The sequence below is a fragment of the Collinsella sp. SGI.180 genome, from assembly GCF_050313455.1.
Lineage (GTDB): Bacteria > Actinomycetota > Coriobacteriia > Coriobacteriales > Coriobacteriaceae > Collinsella.
In genome coordinates this window covers 1-23,779 of the sequence record NZ_JBNPLL010000015.1, presented here as the reverse complement: position 1 = coordinate 23,779, position 23,779 = coordinate 1, and the positions used below count along the sequence as shown (strand labels likewise).

The window sequence follows — 23,779 nt, the reverse complement described above, 5'->3', positions numbered from 1 at the left end:
TGAAGGGTTCCTTGTCTGATCACCAGTACAGGGATCCCTAATATCGTCCTAAATAATGCTGGACAATCGTATGATGCAGATAATCGATGAATATGAAACAGCCCCGGTTGCAATTAAGCAACCGGGGCTTTCTGATGTTTCACATGAAACGTTTAGGCTGGTCTCCCCTACGCGTTCTTCTGAACTTTGAAACGCTGCTTGAGTTGGCCACAAGCCGCATCGATATCGTTGCCACGAGAGTTGCGGATCGTGGTCTCGATACCACGGGACTCAAGACGGCGTTGAAGGTCTTCTACCTTATGGATCGGTGACGGCTTGAGCGGGCTGCCCTCAATATCGTTGAGCTGAATCAGGTTGACGTGGCACAGCGTGCCCTCACAGAAGTCGCAGAGCGCCTGCATTTCGGGGTTGGTGTCGTTGACGCCCTCGATCATGGCATATTCGTACGTCGGACGGCGGCCGGTCTTCTCGGTGTAGAGCTGCAGTGCCTCGTGAAGGCGCAGGAGTGTGTATTTCTTGACACCGGGCATGAGCTTATTGCGTGTGGACTGGATGGCGGAGTGCAGCGAGACAGCTAGGGTGAACTGCTCGGGAATGTCGGCAAACTTACGGATGCCAGGAATAACACCGCTGGTAGACACGGTGAGATGGCGCGCACCAATGCCGATACCGTCGGGGTCATTAAGGATGCGCAGCGCCTTAAGAACCTCATCGTAGTTGGCAAAAGGCTCGCCCTGCCCCATGAATACTACGCTTGTCGCGCGCTCGCCAAAGTCATTGGAAACGTGAAGTACCTGGTCGACGATTTCCTGGGCGGTCAGCGAGCGCCTGAGGCCGTTGAGACCGGTAGCGCAAAAAGCACAGCCCATTCCGCAGCCGGCTTGGGTGGATACGCAGACAGAGAGCTTGTTACGACGGGGCATGCCGACGGTCTCGACAGAAATGCCATCGTGGTACTCGAGTAGGTATTTACGAGAGCCGTCCTTGGACACCTGCTTGGTGAGCTCGGTCGGCGTGTCGAAGGCAAATGCCTCCTTTAACTGCTCGCGGAAAGCCTTGGGAAGGTTGGTCATATCGTCAAACGAACAAACGTTCTTCTCAAAAACCCATTCAATGAGCTGCTTCGCGCGGAAAGCGGGCTGGCCGAGTTCGGCCACGAGCTCGCGAATATCGTTTTGGCTCAAGTCGCGAATGTCCTGAGATTTAGTCCTGGGATTCATGGAAGCCTTTCGATTTTGGGGAAACGTAGGGGGTATCGCTACAATATGGTATCAGCTGCAGAAATCATAGAGGAGGAGTCTGCCCATGCCGGGTAAAAGCCTAGAGAACATGCACGTAGCGGTCTTGGCGGGCGGCCATTCCGCCGAGCGCGAGATTTCGCTCAATTCGGGAAAGAACGTCGTGGTGGCCCTAAAGGAGGCTGGCTACACTTCGGTGGAGCTGCTCGATACGGCTGCCGATGATTTTATGGTGACTATGGCAACTGGCGATTTTGACGTGGCGTTTATCGCCATGCACGGCGCCGGCGGCGAGGATGGCGCCATGCAGGGAGCCATGGAGACGCTGGGTATCCCCTATACGGCGTCGGGTGTGCTCGCCAGCGCGTGTGGCGCCGATAAAGAGGTTTCAAAGCTTCTGTATGCCAAGGCGGGCATCCCCATTGCCCCCGGTTTGGCGCTTGAGGCGGGCGACGAGGTCGATATCGATCGCATCGTTGAGATTTGCGGCGAGCGTTGCTTTGTAAAGCCCGCCGTCAACGGCTCCAGCTACGGCATCTCCCTGGTACACGACCCCTCTGAGCTGCCCGCCGCCATCGCCAAGGCCTTTGAGTACGGCGATAAGGTGCTGGTCGAAAAGTGCATCGAGGGAACTGAGATTACCGTAGGCGTCTACGGCGAGGATGACGTGCGCGCCCTGCCGATCGTCGAGATTCGCAAGCCTGAGGACTGTGAGTTCTACGACCTGGATGTGAAGTACGTCGATCCCACGGATATCCACCGTATTCCGGCGCAGATTTCGCCCGAAAACTATGCTCGTGCCCAGGAACTAGCCCGTGCGGCCCACAAAGCCCTCGGCTGTCTGGGCATTTCGCGCAGCGATTTTATCGTGAGCGAGGACGGCCCCGTCATCCTCGAGACCAATACGATTCCCGGTATGACCGATACGTCGCTGTATCCGGACGAGATTCGTCATACCAAAGACATGACCTTCCCGCAGGTCTGTGACAGTCTGATTCGCATGGGTCTCCGTCGAGCGGGCATTGCATGCTAATCGAGGACGCTGTATCTCCTGGAACGCCGCAGTTTGTCATTGATTCCTATGCAACGCTTGCCGAGCGTGCCCGCACACAATCGTTTGGCCTTATCGAGGAGGATGTTATCGTCCTCGATACCGAGACCACGGGTCTTTCGGTCCAGGACAACGAGCTTATCGAGATTTCCGCGGCCCGTCTTTCGGGCCGCGAGGTCGTTGACCGCTTTGACACGTTTGTGCATCCCAAGCAGCTGATCCCTGCCGAAATCACTGAGCTCACAAGCATCACAAACGCCGATGTGGCCGATGCCCCCTCGGCTGTAGAGGCCGTGGCTGCGCTCGCCGATTTTGTGGGCGGGTGCCCGGTTATCGCGCACAATGCCACGTTTGACCGATCATTCATCGAATCGGTCAAGGGCGGTGTCAACGTCAGCGACATCTGGATCGATTCGCTGGCGCTGTCCCGTATCGCGCTGCCGCGCCTGGCATCGCACAAGTTGTCCTTTATGGCCGATCTGTTTGGCTGCGACTCCGTGTCGCACCGTGCAAATGCCGATGTCGATGCCCTGTGTGGGGTGTGGCGCGTGCTGCTGGTTGCCCTTACGGACTTGCCGCAGGGCCTTATGGCGCGTCTGGCGGATATGCACGCGGATGTTCCTTGGTCCTATCGTCCCATTTTCTCGTTTTTGGCAGGTCAAAACCCCGGCTCGATTTTCTCGCTTGCCGCAGCCCGCGCCGACGTGCTCAAGGCCGATCGCGCCGATGATCGCGTGGATGCCGACGAGCTGCCGGTTCTTAACATGCCGAGCCGCGAAGAAATCGAGGCGGATTATGCCCCCGGTGGCCTGGTCAATCGCATGTATCCCACTTATGAGCCGCGCGACGAGCAGATTGCCATGGCGCTCGAGGTACGCGACGCGTTGGTTACGGATACGCATCGCGTGATAGAGGCCGGTACGGGCGTCGGTAAATCGATGGCGTATCTCGTGCCCTTTGCCGAGGCCGCCCGCCGAAACAACATTACCGTTGGCATTGCGACCAAATCGAATAATCTTGCCGATCAGCTTATGTACCACGAGCTGCCAAAACTCGCCGAACAGCTGGACGGAGGCTTGTCATTCTGTGCGCTCAAGGGATATGACCACTATCCGTGCCTGCGCAAACTCGAGCGCATGAGCCGAAGTCAGGCCGAGATTACCACCAAGCGCGATCCTGCCGACACGCTCACAGCGGTTGCGGTGATCATGGCGTATGTGTGCCAATCTGCCGATGGTGACCTCGATTCGCTCGGCATTCGCTGGCGCAGCGTCAACCGTCCCGACTTTACGACGGCCTCACGCGAATGCGCTCGCCGCCTGTGTCCGTTCTTCCCCGATAAATGCCTCGTCCACGGTGCCCGTCGTCGCGCGGCGCATGCCGATGTCGTGGTCACAAATCATTCCCTGCTGTTTCGCAACGTTGCGGCCGAAGGGAGAATTTTGCCTCCCATCCGCCACTGGGTAATCGACGAGGCCCATTCCATCGAGCGCGAGGCGCGCCGCCAGTGGGCGCGCGTGGTCTCGGCGGGCGAATCTCGTGTGCTATTTGAGCGCCTTGGCGGGTCGAGCTCCGGTGCATTGAGCCAGGTATCTCGTGATTTGGCGACATCCGAAGGCTCCACGCTTTATCTGGGGCTCACCGCGAAGGCGACGTCTACGGTCGCACACGCGAGCATGGCACTCGCCGAGGTGTTTGACGGTGTGCGCGAGCTCGGCCGTCGCGCCCGCGGTGGCTACGACAGCGCAAATCTGTGGATTGGCCCCGAGTTGCGCGAGTCGGATGACTGGCATGACTTCTTGCGGTCTGCCAGCGCTGCTATCGATGCCCTGGAGCAGGCGGATAAAAATGTTGCCGCGCTGGTGCAGGCTGTCGCTGCCGATAAACCCGAGGTCGTCGTCGACCTGGGCGATATTTCGCGCCGTCTGCACGAGCTGGCCGAGAACCTCAAGCTCATCATTGACGGCACCGACGAGCATTATGTGTACTCGCTGCAGGTCAACCGCCGCCTACGTGCGGGCGGAGAATCCATGACCGCCGAGCGCATCGACATCGGCGAGGCCCTGGCGAACGAGTGGCTGCCCGAGGTGCATACGGCCATCTTTGCCTCGGCAACCATGACGGTGTCCAAGAGCTTTGAGCACTTTAACCATGCCGTAGGCCTCGATCGCATTGGCGCTTCGGCATCCTCGTCACTACATCTGGATTCGAGCTATGACTTCGATTCGAACATGGCCGTAGTCGTGGCGGGGGACATTCCCGACCCTCGCGACCGCGAGGGCTATCTGTCCGCGCTCGAGCGCGTGCTGGTCGATGCCCATCTTGCCATGGGCGGGTCGGTACTCACGCTGTTCACCAATCGCCGCGATATGGAAGACCTGTATGCTCGGGTTGAGCCCAAGCTGGCGCGTGCCGGCCTGGAACTCAATTGTCAGCAGCGCAATTCGTCTCCCCGTCGCTTGCGCGATCGCTTTATCAACGAGTCGACCTCGTCGCTCTTTGCTCTCAAAGCATTTTGGGAGGGCTTCGATGCCGGCGGCGAGACGCTGAGATGCGTCATTATCCCCAAGCTGCCATTCTCGAGCCCCACCGATCCTCTCTCGTGCGAGCGCAATCTGCGCGAGGACCGCGCCTGGGTACGCTACTCGCTGCCCGAGGCGGTTCTCGAGGTCAAGCAGGCGGCCGGTCGCCTGATTCGTTCATCGACCGATTGCGGCGTGTTGATTTTGGCCGACCCGCGTCTGGTGACGAAGGGTTACGGCAAGAAATTTCTGACATCGCTGCCCACCAGCTCGTATCAGCGCATCGAAACGGCGCAGATCGGCCACTATCTTCAGTTATGGCGCCAAGCGCACGAACGCCATCGCTAAGAACGGAAGGCCATTGCCTCGGCGGCATCACATAGGCGCTTTGAAAGGGCGGGGTCGTCTGCGATGCGGATAGCTCCGCCCGCTGCGATAATCTGGCTAAACAGCCAGTTTTCGGAGCTATAGCAAACGGTCACGCTTGCCGTATCCTCCCCATCGGCTTTAATTGACCTGATACCTGCCCACCTCACGCGTTCTGCCATATCGAGCGGCATCAGGAGCTTAACGCTCTGGCTTGCCTGTGCAAGGGAATCGTGCAGGGACGTGGTTTCGGTCGTGTGACGCACGACGGAGTCCTCCGTCAGCAGAAGCTCCTCGATCTTGTCCATACGGTAGGAGCGCTGCCCGTCTGCCTCGACATCCCAGGCAATCAGGTACGTTTGGTCGCCATTGGTCGTGATCTTTAGGGGGTCGATCAATCGCCTGCGTGGATGCTGGTCGTCCAGGGAGCGGTAGGTGACGAGGCATCGCACACCATCCTGAATTGCACAGCAGAGTTGCTGCCAATAAGATCCACGGGCGACGGTATCGACAACGCGTTGGTTGTATCCGAGTTCCGCCGGAAGGAGTGCGCGCCGGATGCGCGCCGCCGCGCACTCCTCGATTCCGAGTGACTCCAATTCATGGTTGAGTACGGCGCCCTCGGCGGCACTCAGGCGAAGCGGCAGCACACGGCCCGCATCGCCGATGAGAACCACACGTTCATCGCGGCATTCGCAAATGATGCGCGCGCCCGATTCGCGGTCTGCGAGCGTCGAGATGATGCCGATGATCTCGTCGAGCGAAGCTCCGGAGATATCGAAGCGACTGCAGATTTCGTCTCGCGTCATGCCCGCCTCGCCGGCGGCATAGAGTGCCTCCATAATGTCAATGGAGCGCGAGAGCCTTTGTTCGCTGGTGAGCTTACGCACGGCCATGAGCGCTCACTGTCCTTTCGATGAGGCGGTTCCACGCCTGCTTGAGTTCGTTGGGCGCTACGGGCCTCATACCGTCAACACTGTGTTCCATGCAAAATGACGCCGCCGCATTCAGGTCGCGAACGTCAACGGTCCAGGTCCAGCCGTCTTTGGCGTGCTCGAGCCTTCCTCGCCCACGTGTGAGGCCGTGGACCATGTCGGATTGAGCCTGCGGAGCAAACGAGAAAGTTGCCGTGACGGGCTGGCAATCGGAGAAATCGAATTCAAAGAAGAGGTAATCGTTGAGATTGAAGTCTGTGGGAATGGCGTAGGCCCGCGATGGACGCCACGCACGAACGATGCGATCGCAGCGAAAGGTTCTGATTTTTCCGGTGGCGTCATCTAGGCCGCAAAAGTAGGCCGTTCCTTCGCGCTCGAACATGCCGTAGACGCAAACAGTGCGTTGTCGTTGCTCACCCCGTCCGTTTTGATACAAAAAACGCAGCGCGCATCGGTCGGCAAACGCGCTCCATACCGCATCGACCGTCGGCGAGTGAACAACGGGGGGCTCGGCCGTATTCGTCTCGCCGGTAAGATAGGCAATTTTGGAGCGTATGTCGGCGAGCGGGGTCGCAAAGGCCGAAGAGCCCGTGGTGAGGGTCTGATCGATAGCGTTTAGCAGAATGTCGGCATCGTCTGCGGTGATCAAGCCGCCCGCGGCAAACGTATGCTCACGGTCGATTGTCCAGGCGCTCTCCTCGGTCTCCTGGGCACCCGCGGCGCGAACTTCCTTGATCACAATGCCCCGCTCGAGCAGCTTGTCGCGGTCGCGGCGAAATTTTCGCTTATCCGAGTCGACGTTGCCCGATCCGTAGCCTAGGTCAGAATCCAGCACGATCTGCTCGGTTGTTAGAGGCTCGGGGGAACTGTTGAGGACAAAGAAAAGGTTGAGGATACGCTGGGCGGTTTTGTCGAAACCGGGTTCTGGCGCATTTGTTTTGTTTGTCGCGGTCATATCGCTTACCGTCATAGAATCCTCGCATGGGAAGGTTATTTGATGCCATGATTTTAATCCGATATGGAGATTAGGCTATATCCTTGTCCGCTCAGTGCGTTAAGATGCCCAGATTTCGGCCGATTGCGTTCGCTCGGGGTATACTTTCGACTATATACGGTTCTAATGTGCAAGCATTGGGCCTATTTGTCGGATTATGGATGTGGAGCGCACATGGCGAACACCCAGAACTATATCAATCACCTGCTGCAGGGCACGGGCATCACGCCGGCGTGCAGCGAAGAAGAGCGTTTGGCTGCCGAGGATATCGCCCAGATCTTCCGCAATCATGGCTTTGATCCCGAAGTCCAGGAATTTAACGCTCCTGCACCCAGCAGGCTGGCATTTGCCGTCACAGGCATTCTGTCTTTTGCCGGTGCCCTGCTTATGGGTATTGGCGGCAGCATCGGCTTAATCGGTGTTCTGCTGGCCATCGCCGGTGCCGTGTTGTATGTGCTCGAGCGTACCGGTCGCCCTGTTATCTCTCGCCTGGGCAAGACGGGCGTGAGTCAAAATGTCATTGCCTATCACAAGGCCACAGGTCCGCTTGCATCTCCGCGCAACCGTCCGGTGGTTGTTGTCGCCCATTACGATTCTCCGCGTGCCGAGCTCCTCGCTCGCGAACCGTACGCGCCGTATCGCGCGCTCATCGCCAAGATGCTGCCGGTCGCCACGATTGTCCCCGCTGCCGTCGCCATTCTGCGTATTCTGCCGCTCCCCGGCGCTCTGAAGGTTCTGCTTTGGATCGTTGCGATCCTCGCCTCTCTTGTAGCGCTCGCCAACGCGGCCAATATCATTGCCAACCGTTTTGTTCTTCCCTATACGTCCGGTGCGGTCTGCAATAAGTCTTCTGTAGCCGCGATGCTCGGTGTCATGGATAACGTTGCCCCTTACCAGGGCGAAAACGAGTTTCCCAACGACATTCCGTTTGATGACTATTTTGGTGAGCAAAAGCGTCGTGCCGAGGAGATGGCGCGCGCGGCGGCTGAGTATGCCGCTGCCCAGCAGCAAAACGACTACGGCAACACGATCGAGTACGAAGAGCCCTCCTACACCGAGGACGAGTTTGGCCAGCCGATCGCTCCCGAATCCGAGCAGGGCGAAGTTTTTGACGAGCAGATCGATGGCTTTGAGGGTGCCTCAGCTGACGAAACCCTGATTGGTGTCATTGCTCCCGAGGCTCAGGCTGAAGCCGAGGTTGCTGCCGAGCCGGTCGCGGATGAGGATGTCGTCGAGTCGATTGGGGCGCCCGCTGTCGCTGAGCCGAGCGAGCCCGAGCCCAAGCTGTATCGCAATGCTGCCGGTAATATTCGCTTTGGTTCTGATGCCATTCGTGCCTTGGGGATGCTTCCCGAGTCGTGCACGCTTGATTACGAAGAGGGCGAGGAGCCGACGATCGATCCCGCGCCTGCTTCGGTTGAACCTGTCGCCGCGCCTGCCGACGAGCCCGTCGTCGATACCGAGCCCGAGACGGAACCCGAGCCCAGCCCTGCACCCGAGCCGGACACCGCTGCACCCGCTCCGGTGGTTCAGGATGTGTACGACGATTCCGCCAGCGATTACGATGAGTATCCGCAGCGCGTTTCCTATGAGAGCGATACCGATTTTTCGGCCGATCTACCGGTCGCGACGCCCCATGCCGATATAGCATCTGCGTTCTCTTCGATTGGAGCCAGCGCTTCAAGCTTCTTTAAGGGCGCACTCGCTAAGGGTAAAAAACTTGTCGACGACCTTGAGGAAAAGCGTGCCGCTGCGCGCGAGGTGGCAGAGCAGGAGGCTATTGCCCACCAGCAGGCTGCCGAGGCCGAGCGTGAGCGTGCGGCGCGGGAATTTGAACAGCATGAGGCTGAGCAGCCTGCCGCTACGGAGGTCGCCGAGGCCACGACGTCCTTTGAGGCCCAGCAGCCAATCGACGCCACCGAGACGCTCGATGCCGCGAAGTTCGATGCCACGATAACGTTCGAGAAGCAGGGTACTGCCATCGCCGAGCCCCTTTCTGTTTCCGATGAGTCCCAGGATGCTGCAGATGAGATCGAGGCGCCCGAAGCCGAGCCGGCTGAGAGTGTCGATGCCGAGCAGGTTGAGAACGTTGACGCCGAGCCGAACACCGCCGACGAGATTGAAGCCGAAGCGACGGTCGTCGTTGAGCAAGAAGAGACACCGGTGATTTCTAACGCCGATGAGTCCAGGCCGTACTCTACGCAGATCTTTACCATGCCTGCCCCGAGCGATCCCGGCTCCACGGTTGCCAACCCCGCATCGGCGCAGGTCGAGACGGTTGATTCGCTCATGGCACAGATTTCATCCAAGGCCGCACCGCGTCCGCAGATGAATATCCCCGATCCCGCTTCTGTTCCGGTGCTCACACCTTCTTCTTCGCCGCTTGCCTCGGTCCCCGATCCGTCGCTGCCCTCGATGCAGCAGGCCAACGTCGCATCCCGCACATCCCTCTTCGATCTCCCCGACCCCTCGGCTCAGGCCGACGATCCTTTCGCGACAGCTCAGGGGCCCGAGCCCACGTCGGCACCGGTTGCCCCCTCCATGCCCGTTTCTTCGGGCGCCCAGCCCATCGAAACCATTTCTGCTCCCGTCGCCAAGGAGGCAAAGCCTCAGAAGCGTGGTCTGGGCGGCTTGTTCGGACGCAAAAAGAAGAATGAGCAGAACAGCATGAGCGACTGGCTGGGCGTCGAGGATGACTACGATGCCAAGAAGTCTGGCCGCGGTATCGGCTCTTGGGATAACTTTGAGGACGATGATAACGGCTGGAAGGGCGGTGCCACCTCTTCTGACGGCGCTTCTGCCGAGGACATGCTTTCGGCTGTTGCCTCCATGGGTGATGACGAGCTGCTTGGTCATGATATCTGGTTTGTGGCAACGGGTGCCTCGGATTGTGACGGCGCCGGTATGAAGGCGTTCCTCGAAGCCCATCGCGATAAGCTGCGTGGTGTGTTCTTTATCAATCTTGAGTCCATTGGAGCCGGTAGGCTTTCGGTCGTGACGGTCGAAGGCGAGCAGCAGTTGCTCAAGGGTGATCGCCGCATCATGAATCTGGTCAGCAAGGTGTGCAAGTCGTTCCACGTTGATTGTGGCGCGTTTGAGATGCCCTATGCCAAGACCGATGCCTATGCCGCGCTCGAGGCGAGCCGTCGCGCCCTCACAATTGCCGGTGTCGATGGCCCGCGTCTTGCCTGCGCGCGCACCGAAGACGATTTGCCGTACAACGTCAACCCGACGAACATCGCTACGGTGTCCGAGGTTGTCACCGAGGTCATCCGCCGTTCGTAGCGGACCTCTAAGGAGTTAGCGTGTTTTCATACATCAAACGCCATTGGCCCGTCTATGTGGTTCTGTTTTTGATCGCCATCGCTATGGGTTTGGGGGCCGCATATATCGTGGGCGCTAAGGGGTCGACGCCCAGGTCCACGATGAGCGAAGAGGTGGAGCAAGAGCAGAGTTTGGGTGCCGACGGCATTTCGGATGGCGATCTGGAACTTGTTGACGGCGGGTCTGCGTCTACGGAATAGCCTTTGGTTACACACGCCAGATAACGGGCGAGCCGGCATATCGGCTCGCCCGTTATTTCTACTTACTCCTCTTTTGATGCCGAGCTTAGCCAAGTGAGCCAAATTGCTGTGCCACCGGCGGTCAATAATGCGGTGAGAAAAGAGATGATGGGTGCATTGCCCGTATTTGGAAGATCCTGCGGAATGGCGCATTTTTGAACAACACGATCTTTATCGTGCGACTCGAGTTTTTCGCCTCCTCCGTTGCGGCAAAGGTCAACACGGGCACTGTTGGCGAGTGCGGTTTGGGGCGTATAGGATGAGGTTGCACACATCCGGATGATTGCTCCGTGTAAATCCGATTTGAGGGATGCCGTCGCATCATCAAGGTCGTCATGCTCGTCTTTAAGCCCATTGCGATTCCAAGAATCGTTGTCGCGCCGGGTCGTAAAGTGTGCGGAAACCGAGCCATACTCAAAGCGAATCCCCGTGATAACATCATCGTCCGAAAGCGTAAGGTCCTTTACTTCGAGGGTGGAAGACTCCGTGGTCGAGACATCGGCTTTCCAAAGACTCCAGCCATCGTAATCGACAATCCGCACATCCTCGCCCAGCCGCTCTTTGACCTCGGCTGTCTCGAGCCACGGGTTGGTGTGTTCATCGTCAAGTGTGGCGTTGGCCTTTTCCTTTATGCCCAACTTGTCTGCCGGTGACGTTCGATACCAAACATTGCAGAGCCCGTTTAAGTCACCGACGGCGATCGGGGTTTTAATGGCGACAAGTTTGGCCGTGCCGTCTTTGGCACATTCGAGATCGTCGGTGACGGTGAACTCGTCGACCCAGGTGCTCGATTCGTTTTGAGCGTCGATGGTGTAGGAATAGGAGCCCTTTCTGTCGGGTTGCGTCGCCGCCCGGTTTTTACCGTCGCCGTTCGCCACTGTTCCCTTTGCGGTTGGCCGCGCGATTTCTTGTCGCTTGTCGACGCTCCCCTTAATCTCAATCGGTGCATCCGTCATGGTTACGGCCTGGATCTTCCCCGTATCCTCGACTTCAAAGGATACGTCTTCAGCGAGGTCATAGGAGCGCGGGGACATTGTTTCGCGTAGGGTATAAGAACCGGGTTCAAGGTGCTCCACGCGATGGGGCTGCTCGGATGATATCCAAGAATCAATTTCTGTTCCATCGGCGTCGCATAAGACCAGTCGGGCGCCTTTAACTTCATGCTTGTCTGTCATATCGACCTTGGAGAAATCGACCTTGGTGTAATCATTAGGCAATTCGATCTGCGACTCGACCACGGGGACCTTCTGGTCGATATAAGTAAGCTCAACGATATGTGCTGTCCGATCAAGTAGATAGCCGTCGGGAGACTGGGTTTCAACGACTTCGTATCGTGCCGTTCCGCAACCCAGCGAAAGGTTGTCTACGCAAGCTTTACCCTGTTCATCAGTTGTGACGGCGGCAACGGCTTCACCGGCAAGGGCGGCAATGTGGCCATCGGGGCAAACGATATCGTCGGCAGCGCGAATTTCAAACTTGGCACCAGATAGGGCACTGCCGTCTACTGCGTCAGCCTTCGCGATCTCGATGCTTCCGGTTGCCGCGCTGTTGAAATACGAGACGGCGGCGATAGGTGTGAGATCTGCATCGGCAGGAATCGTCACCTTCAGTTCGTCGCCCACAAGGTAGGGCGCTTTGGCTGCGACTTCTCGTACGTAATATGTGCCCGGCTTGAGCGATTCTGGCAACGTGACGGTGCCGGTCGCATTGGTGGTAAAGGTGTTCATAACGTTGTGCGTCGGATACCAGCATGTTTGAGAGATGGGTTCACGGTTGCTGTTGAGCAGCTGAAAACTAAAGCCGGCAAGGGGGACGGAAGCTCCCGTCTGGGCATCGCGTTTGATGATTTGGAGATGTGTCGAAAGGGCGTGATTGTCCACTATGTACTGAAGCTTGGCTCCGTCGGCGATTTGCTCGGGCGCGATGGTCCAATCCTCTGCCCGCTTGAAGCCTGCGGGAACAGTTTCCGGAACCTCGCGAACGGTATACCCCTCACGATCGTAGGGGATGGCTCCATGGACGCCGTCCGGTCGTGTGCCCGCACCAAACCAGGCCTTGGGCTGGTCTTTGGTGGATGCGAAGCCATAAATATTTGTCGTCAATGTGCCTACGACCTGCTTAGAGCTGTTGCTGACGATTTCAAAGACGACGCCTTCCGCTGGCTGTTCTAATCCCGATTGCTCGCCGTTCCCGTAATCCTTGAACTTGGAAATCTCGAGGTCAAACGCAACATGAGTATTGGGGATGCGGCGTTCGAGCTCAACGACGCCCATGTCGTTTAGTTGATTGGGGCCGACCGTATAGGTCCAGCTGTCATGGGGGAGCAGGTAGCCCTCTGGTGCTTTCGATTCGTAGAGGGTAAAGGTTCCCAGGGGAATGCCGCTTAAGGTCGCCTGGCCATCGCCTTCGGTCGTGAAGGTGCGCGTCCACCCAGGGGTAGATTGCGAGACACAGGTAAATTCGGCTTTGGCGAGCGAGGTTCCCGCCTGCGCTCCGGCATTCGTGGCGGCATCGGTTTTGACGACACGCAGCGTGATAGAACCTGGCTGCTCGTTGATTGTGACATGTCCGCCGCTTTTTCCGGTGGTAAAGGCAATGCGATCGCGTCGGGACAGATAGCCTGTCGGCGCTTTGGTTTCGATTAGGTAGTATGCCGTGTTGGGCAAAAGTGTTGCCCGTGCACGACCGTTGCCGTCCATTTTGATGCTGCCGACGTGTTTGTCTGTGTTTTCCTCAAAGATGTTAAACGTCGCCCCACCTAACTGATACGTATCGTTCCCGCTGGTAATGACAGTGTCTGCAGATCTTTTCTCAAAGGATACGTTGATGGTGGGCAAAACGTAGAGCATATCCTGGTGCCGGCCTTCGTTAGAGACGGGTCCGTGATAGCGTCTGGCGCGATGCGGGTCGGCCTTAATATTTCCGGCTTTTGCGTTGTCGTAGAGCCAGCGCGCCGCCGCGACAACCTCGGCGTCTTGATCGAACTTGCCGCTTTTGGCAACGCCGGCGTTGTTTGTATACGCAAAAGAGCCGTCGGGGCGCGTGGTTCCTTTGAGCATCCACACGGCAATCTGGGTTGCGGCGCGGGCGCGTTCGGCCGTTAGGTTATGGCCGCCAAATGATGTGGCGGAGGGGTATCCATGGCAGATGACGGCGGCAAACTCGTTGTCGAGCCATGTCCAACCCTGATTGTAGGTCCGCCAGGGTCCTCCTGGGCTGCTGGGGCCGGGGCAGTCTTGGTTCATGCAGTAAGAAATCGAGGCGTCTTGTGCCTCGTACTTGCCAATGCCAAACGGTCCGCACATATCGCTGATGGTGCGGAAACTAAGCGTATCGTTTCCATCGACGGCGCAGGCGGTACCAGGCGTGGCGCAGGCTAGAAACAACAAGAGGAATAGGAGCAGCGGTGCTGTTGCGATTGCGCTGTGGACAGAGTGCGTGGGTGCATTGGACATGGCTGCTCCTTATCCTTTGTGCGCCGCGCTGGGAGATTGCGGCGCGTGGGATGAGATTAGCGCCGGGGGTCATACGGGTAAGTACCGCGAGCTGACCAAGAACTTGCCAAGTTCCCAACAGATGGAGACCGGTTTTAGATAATCAAACAAAAGAGCAGGTAGAAGACGGTGTAAAAAAGTTACTCGAGTCCCTGTTTTCGCAATTCGAGCAACAAGAAGATGATTTTCCATGCGTAAAACAAGGGTTGGCGCCCTTGTATCAAACAAGACAACCGCGTTATACTATCCCCCACATATGCGGGCATCGCCAAGTGGTAAGGCATCAGCTTCCCAAGCTGACACTCGCGGGTTCGAGTCCCGTTGCCCGCTCCAGTTAAAAGTACAAGCACGGCACCATCACGGTGTCGTGCTTTTTTCAATAAAGCGCCGGGACTCGAACCCGACAGGGTGTGAGCGTTAAGCAAACGCGAAGCGTTTGTAGCGAGCAGGTGAAGGCGCCGACAGGCGCCTGAAGCCGGTGCGGATTTGCGAAGCAAATGCGCGGATGTCCCGTTGCCCGCTCCAGTTAAAAGTACAAGCACGGCACCATCACGGTGTCGTGCTTTTTTCAATAAAGCGCCGGGACTCGAACCCGACAGGGTGTGAACGTTAGGCAAATGGCAAAATGTTAGGTTAATACCTGCTGCCTATACTTGCACCTGCGCACGGTACAATGGTTGGGTTACGACCAACGTGCCAATAACCAAAAAGGAGCCGCTATGATCGATCGCTATACCCGCCCGGAGATGGGACACATCTTCTCCCTCGAGAACAAGTACGCCATTTGGCAGGAGATTGAGGTTCTGGCCTGCGAGGCCCAGGCGGAGCTCGGCAAGATCGGTATTTCTAAAGAAGAAGCACAGTGGATCCGCGACCACGCCAACTTTGAGAAGGAGAAGGTCGACGAGATCGAAGAAGTCACGCGCCATGACGTCATTGCCTTCCTGACCAATATGAAGGAGTATATTGACGCCGATGTTCCCGAGGGCGAGCCTAAACCCAGCCGTTGGGTTCACTATGGCATGACCAGCTCTGACTTGGGCGATACGGCCCTGTGCTATCAGCTTACCCAGGCCTGCGACCTAATTATCGAGGACGTCAAGAAACTCGGCGAGATCTGCAAACGTCGCGCTTTCGAGGAGCGTAACACGCTCTGCGCCGGTCGCACTCACGGCATCCACGCCGAGCCTATGACCTTTGGTATGAAGTTTGGCTCTTGGGCCTGGGAGCTCAAGCGCGATCTGGATCGCCTTGAGGACGCTCGCAAGAACGTCGCCTTCGGTGCCATCTCGGGTGCCGTTGGCACCTACAGCTCCATCGAGCCGTTTGTCGAGGAGTATGTCTGCGAGCACCTGGGTTTGGTTCACGACCCGCTGTCCACGCAGGTTATCAGCCGCGACCATCATGCCTACCTCGCTGGCGTCCTCGCCACCACGGCGGCCACCTGCGAGCGTATCGCTACCGAGGTTCGCAATCTGCAGAAGACCGATACGCTCGAGGCCGAGGAGCCGTTCCGCAAGGGTCAAAAGGGCAGCTCCGCCATGCCGCACAAGCGTAACCCCATCACCATGGAGAAGGTCTGCGGCCTGTCGCGCGTCGTGAAGTCCAACGCCCAGGTCGCCTTCGACAACGTCGCCCTGTGGCATGAGCGTGACATTTCGCACTCTTCTGCCGAGCGCGTCGCCCAGGCCGATAGCTTTATCGCACTTGACCACATGTTCCAGTGCCTTATCCGCGTTATCGATGGCCTCCAGCTGTATCCGGCTCGCATGATGGCCAACCTCAACAAGACCCGCGGTCTCATCTTCTCCTCCAAGGTTCTGTTGGCCCTCGTCGATACGGGCATTACCCGTGAGGACGCCTACGCAATCGTGCAGGAAAACGCCATGGCGACCTGGCATGAGGTGCAGGACTGCGTTTCCGGCCCCACCTTCAAGGAGCGCCTCGAGGCCGATCCGCGCTGCACCGTCAGCCAGGAGAAGCTCGACGAGATCTTTGATCCGTGGGACTTCCTCACCCGCATCGATACGGTCTTCGATCGTCTGGAGCAGCTGAGCTTCGAGTAGGTTCGGGCATAACGTTAGCTTTTTAGGGCGCTTTGCTGGTAATGTGTGTTGCCGGTAAAGCGCCTCGTTGCATTCATGGAAAGACGGGGATAATAGTCGTCTCGAATGACATTCTGAGAAGGAGATCGCATGATTTCGTTTGATTACAAGCCCCAGGGCGTGTGTACTCGCAATATTCACCTCAATCTTTCCGATGACGGCAGCAAAGTGCTGGGCGTTGAGTTTACCGGCGGCTGCAACGGCAACCTCAAGGCCATCTCTAAATTGGTCGAAGGTGTTTCTTCCGATCGTGTGATTGAGGTGTTGGCCGGCAATACGTGCGGCACGAAAAAGACCTCCTGTGCCGACCAACTTACGCGTGCCATCGAGGCCGCGCGTGCCGAGATTGCCTAATGAGTATTTTTGATCGCGTTAAGAATGGGATAACGCGCCGAGGATTTGTGTTGGGTGGTGCTGCCGCGAGTGCTGCCACGCTGCTTGCGGGGTGCTCGAAAAAAACGGGCACCAGCGATGATGCTGCCGGTGAGCCGCAGGTTATCAAAGATGATTCCAAGATCATCTCGATTACCGAAGAGTATGAGGCCGTCGACATTGATCTTAAGCCGACGGCGTCGTGGACGTTGCCATTGGGGACGCTCCTGTATTACTGCGATGGCGGTTACGCTGCGGCGATGATGGCGCCCGCATCTGCGCTGCATGCCAACACGCTTGGCGTGTTCAACATGGGGGACGGCTCACTCACCACGTTGATTGACGATCCTGTCGAGGGTTCCGGTTATGCGTTTTACGACGTTCGCGCCACCGATAGCGTGTTTGCGTGGGTTGAGATGAACTACGCGAATTCGTCGTGGAAGCTCTATGCGCAAACCCTGTCGGGCGCGGCGCTTACTGGTAATGCCGTTGAGCTTGATCGCGGCGGTGAGGACTACGACCCTCCGCTGTTTACCGCCTTTGACTCGTCGGTCATCTGGTACAAGATGCCTTCGACCGGTGGCAATAAGACCGGCAGCGATTCATATTGCTACCGCCGTTCGCTCGATGAATCTAAAGCGGAGGCAATCTGGAAGTCGACAGGCCGCTTTGCGTCTGCACCGCGCGTGAGCGATGGCATCCTGACTATCTCACCCCGCGTGCGCAATGACGAGGGCGTCTACTACGGCATGACGGCGATCGACCTGACGGACGGCAACAATACCAAGAGGGCTCAGCTGGTCCTTCCTTCGTCGGTGTCACCTTTCGAGGCCGTATATATGGGCGATACGTTTGTGTTCTCCATTGAGGCGACCTATGCCGGCGTGGGCGGCCTGGGCAATATGGGTACCTACATTGGTAACGAGGGCGGCCCGTATCAATTTCTATCGCGCGAACCGCTCGCGTGCGCCGCCGGCAGGAAGGGCAAATATCTGGTTAAGGTTCAGGCATCGCATTTTCTGATCGATACCTCCGCTAAAACCTATGGTTCGCTGCTGTCGCCCGACCGCGCTCTCGAATATGGCGACTATCCAGCTACGGCGGGAAAATCGAATACGTTTTTAACCTATGCCACGGTGCGTAATAGCCAAGGAATTCCCGAGACGGTTACCGCTCGCCTGTTCTCTCTTTAGCGCCGAGGGGTTAAAAAGGCGCCAACGGGGGAATAAGCCCATTGTAACCGTGAGTACCGCCCGCCGAGCTGTCGCGCCCATGCGATGCCCGGTGGGCTCAGGTGCGTTAAAATGGGCTTGTTCTTAGCTAATTGAGACAGGGGGGCCGTGTTATGGCTTCAGATGCAAAAAAGATTCTGCTGGTCGAGGACGAGAAGGCGATCCGTGACGCTGTCGCTGCCTATCTCGAGCGCGAGGGCTACTGGGTTGTTGGCGTTGGCGATGGCCAGTCTGCGATCGAGGAGTTCGAGAAGCACCAGTTCGACCTGGTTGTGCTCGACCTTATGCTCCCCAAGATCCCCGGCGAGCGCGTTTGCCGCACTATCCGCGATACCTCGGATGTGCCCATCATCATGCTTACCGCCAAGGGCGAGATCGAGGATCGCATCATCGGCCTCGAGCTTGGTGCCGACGACTACCTGATCAAGCCGTTCTCGCCGCGCGAGCTCGTCGCCCGCGTTCGTGCCCTATTCCGTCGTGCTCACCAGGCAGACGAGCCCGCCGTTGAGGTACTCGACTTTGGCGATCTGGTCATCGATATCTCGGGCCACAAGATCTTGGTCGAGGGCAAGGAAGTTGATTTGACCGCTTCCGAGTTTAAGCTGCTTACCACGCTTGCTCGCCATCCCGGTCGCGTCTATAACCGTATGGAGCTGGTCGAGAAGGTGCTCGGCTACGACTTTGAGGGCTACGAGCGCACCATCGACAGCCATGTGAAGAACCTTCGCGCCAAGCTGGGCGACGACCCCAAGAAGCCTAAGTGGCTCTATACCGTTCACGGCGTCGGTTATCGCTTCGAGGCTCCGGCCAAGACCGATAAGTCGGACGAGAAATAGGTAAATCACATATGACACCTGCGCGCTTTGAAATCGGACAAAAGCACAAGCAGGAGAACGAGGCGGGTTCCAAGGCAAGTTGGAACACGCCTCGTTCCGATTCACGGCCGGCGATGAGCTATCCCTCGCGTATGGCTTTGGCTTTTGCCCTGACATCGCTCATGACGGTATTGGTGCTGGTGGGCGTTGTCTCCGTTGTGTGGGGCACCGTCTTTTCGGATTACACGCGCTCCAATATCGTCGAGATCGCCAATTCTGCTGCCGAAAAGCTTGCGACGTCGTATGAGGAAAACGGCAATTGGACTGCGGGCGAGCTGCGCACGGTCGCGACGTCGAGCTTGGTGTCCGACGACCTGGGTATGCAGGTCGTCAACAAAAAGGGCGTTGTCGTTTATGACGACTCATGGCCTTCGGCAAGTGCGACCGCCGATGTGCGCGAGAGCGAATTGCCGTCGAGCAGCTCGAGCGGTAAAAAGGCCTCGCATAGCCCGGTCTCGTCAGCGCCCACCGACTCCGATAGCGTTGCCAACGTCGAAATCGTTACGTCCTCTGGCGAGCATGTCGGACAGGTAAAGCTATGGGCTATCGGCTCCGACGCTCTGCTCACTAAGGCAGATTCTGCGTTTAGGGAGAAGACCTTTAACGCCATGGCTCTTGCCGCGGTTGTTGCAATCTGCATCTCGGTCGTTATCGGATCGCTCGTGTCGCGCATGCTTACCAAGCCAATTCATCGTATTACGAGCACAGCCAAGCAAATTCGCGACGGCGATCTGTCTGCTCGTACGGGCTTGCGCGGCGATGACGAAATCGACCAGCTGGGTGAGACCTTTGACGAGATGGCCACCTCGCTCGAGAAAGATATGAAGCACGAAAAGCGCCTGACCTCGGATGTCGCACACGAGCTTCGTACACCGCTCATGGCCATGCTTGCAACGGTCGAGGCCATGCAAGACGGCGTGTACCCCACCGACGACGAGCATCTGGAGACGGTCGCTTCCGAGACGCGTCGCCTCGCTCGTTTGGTGCAGCAGATGCTTGACCTATCGCGTATGGAAAACAGCACGGCTCCGCTCAATCTCGAACCGGTGGACATGGTTCCGTTCGTGCGATCGATTGTGAACGGCCAGGAGCGTCTGTTTGCCGACCGTGACCTTCGCCTTCGCTTTGCAGATGAAACCCAGGGGCACGACGATGTCGTCGAGGCCGATCCCGACATGATCACGCAATGCGTCATCAACCTCATGAGCAACGCCATGCGCTACACCCCCGAGGGCGGTTGGGTCGTAGTGTCGGTGCTCAGTGACCGCAAGCATGTCAGTATTGCCGTTTCGGATACCGGTATCGGTATTGCCAAGGACGATCTGTCGCGTATCTTCGGACGTTTTTGGCGCGCCGATGCCAGCCGCGCCCGCGAAGCTGGCGGCCTGGGCGTCGGCCTCGCCGTAACTAAACAGATCGTCGAGCGTCACCATGGCTACATATCCGTGGAGTCGGAGCTTGGAAAGGGTACGACTTTTACGATTCATCTGCCCCGCGAGCACACGGCGGACGCGGCATCTACTACAATGGAGCACTAGCTTTTCGCTATTCGGTGAAGGAGGGACCGCGTCCCTGCCGCTCCGAGTTTGCGAAAACGTGCGGTAAAGAACCCGCATTTCTGTCGTATTTAGGTAAGGAGTGACTCACGTGACAACGATGGAGCGTCGTCCGGATTCCCGTGGCAAGGTTCGTGATATCTACGATGCCGGCGAAAACCTGTTGATGGTCGCCACCGATCGCATTTCTGCGTTCGACTTTATTCTTCCCGACGAAATTCCGTTTAAGGGAGAGGTGCTCAACCGTATCTCGGCGTTCTGGTTCGACAAGTTTGCCGATATCGTCCCCAATCACCTCGTCTCCATCGATCCGGCGGATTTCCCCAAGGAGTTTGCCGAGTATCGTGACTATCTCGCAGGCCGCGCCATGCTGGTTAAGAAGGCCCAGACGATTCCTATCGAGTGCATCGTCCGCGGCTATCTGACCGGTTCGGGCAAGAAGACCTACGACGAGAACGGCACCGTCTGCGGCATCCAGCTGCCTGAGGGCCTGACCGAGGCCTCCAAGCTCCCCGAGCCGCTGTTCACCCCGTCCACGAAGGCCGAGATCGGTGATCACGACGAGAATATCTCGTTTGAGCGTTGCTGCGAGATCGTTGGTGAGGACATCGCCACGCAGATCCGCGATCTATCTCTTAAGATCTACAAGGCTGCCGCCGAGTATGCAGCGACCCGTGGCATCATCATTGCCGACACCAAGTTTGAGTTTGGTGTCATCGATGGCAAGGTCACGCTGATCGACGAGTGCCTCACACCCGACTCCAGCCGTTTCTGGCCTGCTGCCAGCTACGAGGAGGGTAAGATTCAGCCTAGCTACGACAAGCAATTCGTCCGCAATTGGCTCAAGGCCAACTGGGATATGACGGGGGAGACCCCGCATCTGCCCGCCGAGGTCATCGATGGCACGTCCGAGCGCTATCGCGAGGCCTTCCAGATCATCACGGGCTCCCAGTTTACAAGCATGAAGGAGAACGCGTAAGTGAGTACCCGCAGCGCCACGAACAAGCGCACGCAATCCCACGAGGTTACCGGGGTTGCGCGCAAGTCCGCCGCATCCGCCAAGCCAGCTCGTCAGGCAGCGAGTTCTGTTCGCGTCGTGCCGGCATCATCTAAGGCACGCCGCAAGGAGCTCGAGAAGGGCGAGAGCCTCGAGGGCCTCTCTAAAGAGGAGAAGCGCGCCCGCAAGGCTAAGCGGCGCGCCAAGGAGGACCGCATCTACACGGTGTCGAGTATCCTTCTCAAGCAGGATGAGGACTACACCAAGCGCCGCCGCATCTGGTGGGCCGTGCTTACTATCGGCATGGTGCTCGTCGTGGCCATTTGGTCTTCGCTGTACTTCGCTCCCGCTGGCATGGTGTCCAGCCCCGTCCAGATGGCCGGCATTGTTTTGTCCTACATCGTCATTCTGGGTGACTTCATCTACGACTTCGTGCGCATCCGTCCCTTGCGTAATATGTATCGCGCGCAGGCCGAGGGCATGTCCGATAACAAGCTCAACGCTATTATCGAGCGCTCGGCTGCCAAAGAGGACAAGAAGGCCTCCAAGAAGAAGTAGTAGCGTTACAATCTATAGATATCGCTAAGATATAAGGCGCGTCGTTTTTTGCGGCGCGCCTTTTTACTGTCCTGTAGATAGATGGAGTGGCACATGATTCGAGCTGCCCTGACGGTCGAAGAGGCTCTGGAGGGTATGAAGTCCCTGGAGCCCAAGATTAAAAATTATGCGCGTCTCGTTGTCCGCAAGGGCGTCAACGTTAAGCCCGGTCAGGAGGTCGTCGTTCAGTCTCCCGTCGAGTGCGCGTCATTTGCGCGCGTGGTGGTTGCGGAGGCTTATGACGCCGGTGCCGGTCACGTGACGGTCATCTGGGCTGACGATGCCGTGACGAGGCTTACCTACGAGCATGTCGAGAAAAGCTATTTTGAGCAGACTCCCGAGTGGAAGCGCATGCAGCTGGATTCGTTGGCTCAGGACGGAGCCTGCTTTATCTTTATTGAGGGCACGGACCCTGCTGCCCTCAAGGGCATCGATCCCGCTAAGCCTGCCGCAGCTTCTAAGGCGAGGAACATGCAGTGTAAGGTCTTCCGCCGTGGACTGGACTACAACATTAACCCGTGGTGCATCGCCGGCGCTCCGGTCGCTGCTTGGGCGCGCGAGGTATTCCCGGGAGACGCCGATGAGGTTGCAGTCTATAAGCTGTGGAATGCGATTCTGCACACCGCTCGTGCTGATGGCCAGGACCCGGAGAGCGACTGGGAGCTCCATGACGCCACATTCGAAAAGAACCTGCGCTTCCTAAACGATAATCAATTTGATTGCCTGCACTACACCGCTTCGAATGGAACTGATCTGACGATTGGAATGACGAAAGGCCATGAGTGGGCCGGCGGCAAGGGAAAAACTCCCGACGGTCACCCTTTCTTCCCCAACATTCCCACCGAGGAGGTCTTCACCTCGCCCGATCGTATGCGCGCCGACGGCATCGTGTACTCGGCTATGCCGCTCATTCACCACGGCAATAAGGTTGACGATTTTTGGATTAAGTTCGAGAACGGCCGCGTAGTGGACTATGACGCTCGCGTGGGTAAGGCAACGCTTGCGAGCATTATTGAAACCGATGAAGGTGCTGCTCATCTGGGCGAGGTCGCGCTTATTTCCAAGAACACACCGATTCGTGAAAGCGGCATTCTATTCTACGACACACTCTATGACGAGAACGCCAGCTGTCACCTTGCGTTGGGTGTCGGTTTTCCCGAGTGCATCGAAAGCGGGTATGACATGTCCAAAGAGGAACTTCTGGAGCATGGCGTCAACGTTTCGAGCACGCACGTTGACTTTATGATTGGCACGGACGACATCGATATTACGGGCATTACACCTGATGGACGTGAAATTGTGATTTTCCAGAACGGCCAATGGAGTTGGGAATAGTCTCAGACCGTGGTACAATGCCATCCGCGGGCCGTTAGCTCAGCTGGCAGAGCAGGGGACTTTTAATCCCAAGGTCCAGGGTTCGAACCCCTGACGGCCCACCATAGAATAGAAAAGCGACTGGCGGATGCCGGCCGCTTTTTTTGTTGCCGGTGCACGGGTTCGAACCCGAGAGGGCGCGGAGCTGAGGAAACGCGTCAGCGTTTGCCAGCGCAGCGCGCGAGGCGCGGAGGCGCCGAAGCGGCCGCCCGCGCAGCGGGCCCGAACCCCTGACGGCCCACCATAGAATAGAAAAGCGACTGGCGGATGCCGGCCGCTTTTTTGTTGCCGGTGCACGGGTTCGAACCCGATCTTCTCTATATATAAGGACGCCTGGCGGCCAAAACCAGCCTTTTACCGACAGGAAACCAAAACCAGATGCCGTTAGAGTAAAGTAGCGCACCAGAGATGACCGATACCTCAACACCTATAAACCAGCTGGTCATCGCCAATACCGGAAGCCGATGCTTCAGATATGACTTCAGTGGAACAGCTGAAGGATCAATTT

General features: G+C 57.7%; 17 protein-coding genes and 2 tRNA genes. 14 read left to right on the top strand and 5 right to left on the bottom strand.

Annotated elements, in window-relative coordinates:
* Nucleotides 1–167: 167 nt before the first annotated feature.
* Nucleotides 168–1,220 carry a 23S rRNA (adenine(2503)-C(2))-methyltransferase RlmN gene (rlmN, locus tag ACQRAP_RS06595; protein ID WP_154516799.1) on the bottom strand — a complete coding sequence of 351 codons (1,053 nt, stop codon included), beginning with the start codon at nucleotides 1,218–1,220 and terminating at the stop codon, nucleotides 168–170.
* Between the two features lie 85 nt (nucleotides 1,221–1,305).
* Here rlmN and ACQRAP_RS06590 point away from each other — a divergent pair, with 85 nt between their 5' ends.
* Together ACQRAP_RS06590 and ACQRAP_RS06585 are read left to right on the top strand one after the other, a co-directional pair.
* Nucleotides 1,306–2,271 carry a D-alanine--D-alanine ligase family protein gene (locus ACQRAP_RS06590; RefSeq protein WP_427795188.1) on the top strand — a complete coding sequence of 322 codons (966 nt, stop codon included), beginning with the start codon at nucleotides 1,306–1,308 and terminating at the stop codon, nucleotides 2,269–2,271.
* Nucleotides 2,265–5,159: a helicase C-terminal domain-containing protein gene (locus ACQRAP_RS06585; RefSeq protein ID WP_427795187.1), complete on the top strand. Its 2,895-nt coding sequence runs from the start codon at nucleotides 2,265–2,267 to the stop codon at nucleotides 5,157–5,159. Before ACQRAP_RS06590 ends, ACQRAP_RS06585 begins: the two co-directional genes overlap by 7 nt.
* On the opposite strand, the gene ACQRAP_RS06580 is transcribed toward ACQRAP_RS06585, so the two are convergent.
* Together ACQRAP_RS06580 and ACQRAP_RS06575 are read right to left on the bottom strand one after the other, a co-directional pair.
* On the bottom strand, nucleotides 5,156–6,073 hold the full coding sequence (locus tag ACQRAP_RS06580; protein WP_427729001.1) for a helix-turn-helix transcriptional regulator: 918 nt from the start codon (nucleotides 6,071–6,073) through the stop codon (nucleotides 5,156–5,158). The genes ACQRAP_RS06585 and ACQRAP_RS06580 overlap by 4 nt on opposite strands.
* Complete coding sequence (locus ACQRAP_RS06575) at nucleotides 6,060–7,082, bottom strand: helix-turn-helix transcriptional regulator (RefSeq protein WP_427729003.1); 1,023 nt, start codon at nucleotides 7,080–7,082, stop codon at nucleotides 6,060–6,062. Before ACQRAP_RS06575 ends, ACQRAP_RS06580 begins: the two co-directional genes overlap by 14 nt.
* A 198-nt stretch (nucleotides 7,083–7,280) precedes the next feature.
* On the opposite strand from ACQRAP_RS06575, the gene ACQRAP_RS06570 reads away from it, so the two are divergent.
* Both ACQRAP_RS06570 and ACQRAP_RS06565 read left to right on the top strand, forming a co-directional pair.
* Entirely contained in the window at nucleotides 7,281–10,391 is a 3,111-nt protein-coding gene (locus ACQRAP_RS06570) for a hypothetical protein (protein WP_427729005.1), read from the top strand.
* A 20-nt stretch (nucleotides 10,392–10,411) separates the two neighbouring features.
* Complete coding sequence (locus ACQRAP_RS06565; RefSeq protein WP_427729007.1) at nucleotides 10,412–10,630, top strand: hypothetical protein; 219 nt, start codon at nucleotides 10,412–10,414, stop codon at nucleotides 10,628–10,630.
* 62 nt (nucleotides 10,631–10,692) lie between these two features.
* Here ACQRAP_RS06565 and ACQRAP_RS06560 read toward each other — a convergent pair whose 3' ends face one another.
* Nucleotides 10,693–14,124: a SpaA isopeptide-forming pilin-related protein gene (locus ACQRAP_RS06560; protein ID WP_427729009.1), complete on the bottom strand. Its 3,432-nt coding sequence runs from the start codon at nucleotides 14,122–14,124 to the stop codon at nucleotides 10,693–10,695.
* A 297-nt stretch (nucleotides 14,125–14,421) separates the two neighbouring features.
* Here ACQRAP_RS06560 and ACQRAP_RS06555 point away from each other — a divergent pair.
* From ACQRAP_RS06555 to ACQRAP_RS06510, 10 genes are all read left to right on the top strand, one after another.
* Nucleotides 14,422–14,496 (top strand) — tRNA-Gly (locus ACQRAP_RS06555).
* Nucleotides 14,497–14,882: 386 nt separating this feature from the next.
* Entirely contained in the window at nucleotides 14,883–16,229 is a 1,347-nt protein-coding gene (purB, locus tag ACQRAP_RS06550) for an adenylosuccinate lyase (protein ID WP_427748137.1), read from the top strand.
* Nucleotides 16,230–16,358: 129 nt separating this feature from the next.
* Nucleotides 16,359–16,622: a TIGR03905 family TSCPD domain-containing protein gene (locus tag ACQRAP_RS06545; RefSeq protein ID WP_427717875.1), complete on the top strand. Its 264-nt coding sequence runs from the start codon at nucleotides 16,359–16,361 to the stop codon at nucleotides 16,620–16,622.
* Nucleotides 16,622–17,833 carry a hypothetical protein gene (locus ACQRAP_RS06540; RefSeq protein ID WP_427729013.1) on the top strand — a complete coding sequence of 404 codons (1,212 nt, stop codon included), beginning with the start codon at nucleotides 16,622–16,624 and terminating at the stop codon, nucleotides 17,831–17,833. Before ACQRAP_RS06545 ends, ACQRAP_RS06540 begins: the two co-directional genes overlap by 1 nt.
* Nucleotides 17,834–17,985: 152 nt before the next feature.
* On the top strand, nucleotides 17,986–18,708 hold the full coding sequence (locus ACQRAP_RS06535; RefSeq protein ID WP_006236208.1) for a response regulator transcription factor: 723 nt from the start codon (nucleotides 17,986–17,988) through the stop codon (nucleotides 18,706–18,708).
* 11 nt (nucleotides 18,709–18,719) lie between these two features.
* Nucleotides 18,720–20,285, top strand: a complete 1,566-nt coding sequence (locus tag ACQRAP_RS06530) for a sensor histidine kinase (RefSeq protein WP_154516828.1) — start codon at nucleotides 18,720–18,722, stop codon at nucleotides 20,283–20,285.
* 118 nt (nucleotides 20,286–20,403) lie between these two features.
* Nucleotides 20,404–21,282 carry a phosphoribosylaminoimidazolesuccinocarboxamide synthase gene (locus ACQRAP_RS06525; protein ID WP_154516897.1) on the top strand — a complete coding sequence of 293 codons (879 nt, stop codon included), beginning with the start codon at nucleotides 20,404–20,406 and terminating at the stop codon, nucleotides 21,280–21,282.
* Nucleotides 21,283–21,858: a hypothetical protein gene (locus ACQRAP_RS06520; RefSeq protein ID WP_427717870.1), complete on the top strand. Its 576-nt coding sequence runs from the start codon at nucleotides 21,283–21,285 to the stop codon at nucleotides 21,856–21,858. It begins immediately after the preceding gene.
* Nucleotides 21,859–21,951: 93 nt separating this feature from the next.
* A complete protein-coding gene (locus tag ACQRAP_RS06515) occupies nucleotides 21,952–23,232 on the top strand; it encodes an aminopeptidase (RefSeq protein ID WP_427717868.1) in 1,281 nt (426 codons plus the stop codon).
* A 28-nt stretch (nucleotides 23,233–23,260) separates the two neighbouring features.
* A tRNA-Lys gene (locus ACQRAP_RS06510) sits at nucleotides 23,261–23,336 on the top strand.
* Between the two features lie 252 nt (nucleotides 23,337–23,588).
* Here the strand turns inward: ACQRAP_RS06510 and ACQRAP_RS06505 are convergent.
* A partial coding sequence (locus ACQRAP_RS06505) for a hypothetical protein (RefSeq protein WP_427795186.1) occupies nucleotides 23,589–23,779 on the bottom strand: 191 nt, incomplete at its 5' end.

Bases quoted from the DNA above. Each gene is read 5' to 3' on its own strand.
- rlmN (WP_154516799.1), bottom strand. From the start codon at position 1,220: ATGAATCCCAGGACTAAATCTCAGGACATTCGCGACTTGAGCCAAAAC.
- ACQRAP_RS06590 (WP_427795188.1), top strand. From the start codon at position 1,306: ATGCCGGGTAAAAGCCTAGAGAACATGCACGTAGCGGTCTTGGCGGGC.
- ACQRAP_RS06585 (WP_427795187.1), top strand. From the start codon at position 2,265: ATGCTAATCGAGGACGCTGTATCTCCTGGAACGCCGCAGTTTGTCATT.
- ACQRAP_RS06580 (WP_427729001.1), bottom strand. From the start codon at position 6,073: ATGGCCGTGCGTAAGCTCACCAGCGAACAAAGGCTCTCGCGCTCCATT.
- ACQRAP_RS06575 (WP_427729003.1), bottom strand. From the start codon at position 7,082: ATGACGGTAAGCGATATGACCGCGACAAACAAAACAAATGCGCCAGAA.
- ACQRAP_RS06570 (WP_427729005.1), top strand. From the start codon at position 7,281: ATGGCGAACACCCAGAACTATATCAATCACCTGCTGCAGGGCACGGGC.
- ACQRAP_RS06560 (WP_427729009.1), bottom strand. From the start codon at position 14,124: ATGTCCAATGCACCCACGCACTCTGTCCACAGCGCAATCGCAACAGCA.
- purB (WP_427748137.1), top strand. From the start codon at position 14,883: ATGATCGATCGCTATACCCGCCCGGAGATGGGACACATCTTCTCCCTC.
- ACQRAP_RS06545 (WP_427717875.1), top strand. From the start codon at position 16,359: ATGATTTCGTTTGATTACAAGCCCCAGGGCGTGTGTACTCGCAATATT.
- ACQRAP_RS06540 (WP_427729013.1), top strand. From the start codon at position 16,622: ATGAGTATTTTTGATCGCGTTAAGAATGGGATAACGCGCCGAGGATTT.
- ACQRAP_RS06535 (WP_006236208.1), top strand. From the start codon at position 17,986: ATGGCTTCAGATGCAAAAAAGATTCTGCTGGTCGAGGACGAGAAGGCG.
- ACQRAP_RS06530 (WP_154516828.1), top strand. From the start codon at position 18,720: ATGACACCTGCGCGCTTTGAAATCGGACAAAAGCACAAGCAGGAGAAC.
- ACQRAP_RS06525 (WP_154516897.1), top strand. From the start codon at position 20,404: ATGGAGCGTCGTCCGGATTCCCGTGGCAAGGTTCGTGATATCTACGAT.
- ACQRAP_RS06515 (WP_427717868.1), top strand. From the start codon at position 21,952: ATGATTCGAGCTGCCCTGACGGTCGAAGAGGCTCTGGAGGGTATGAAG.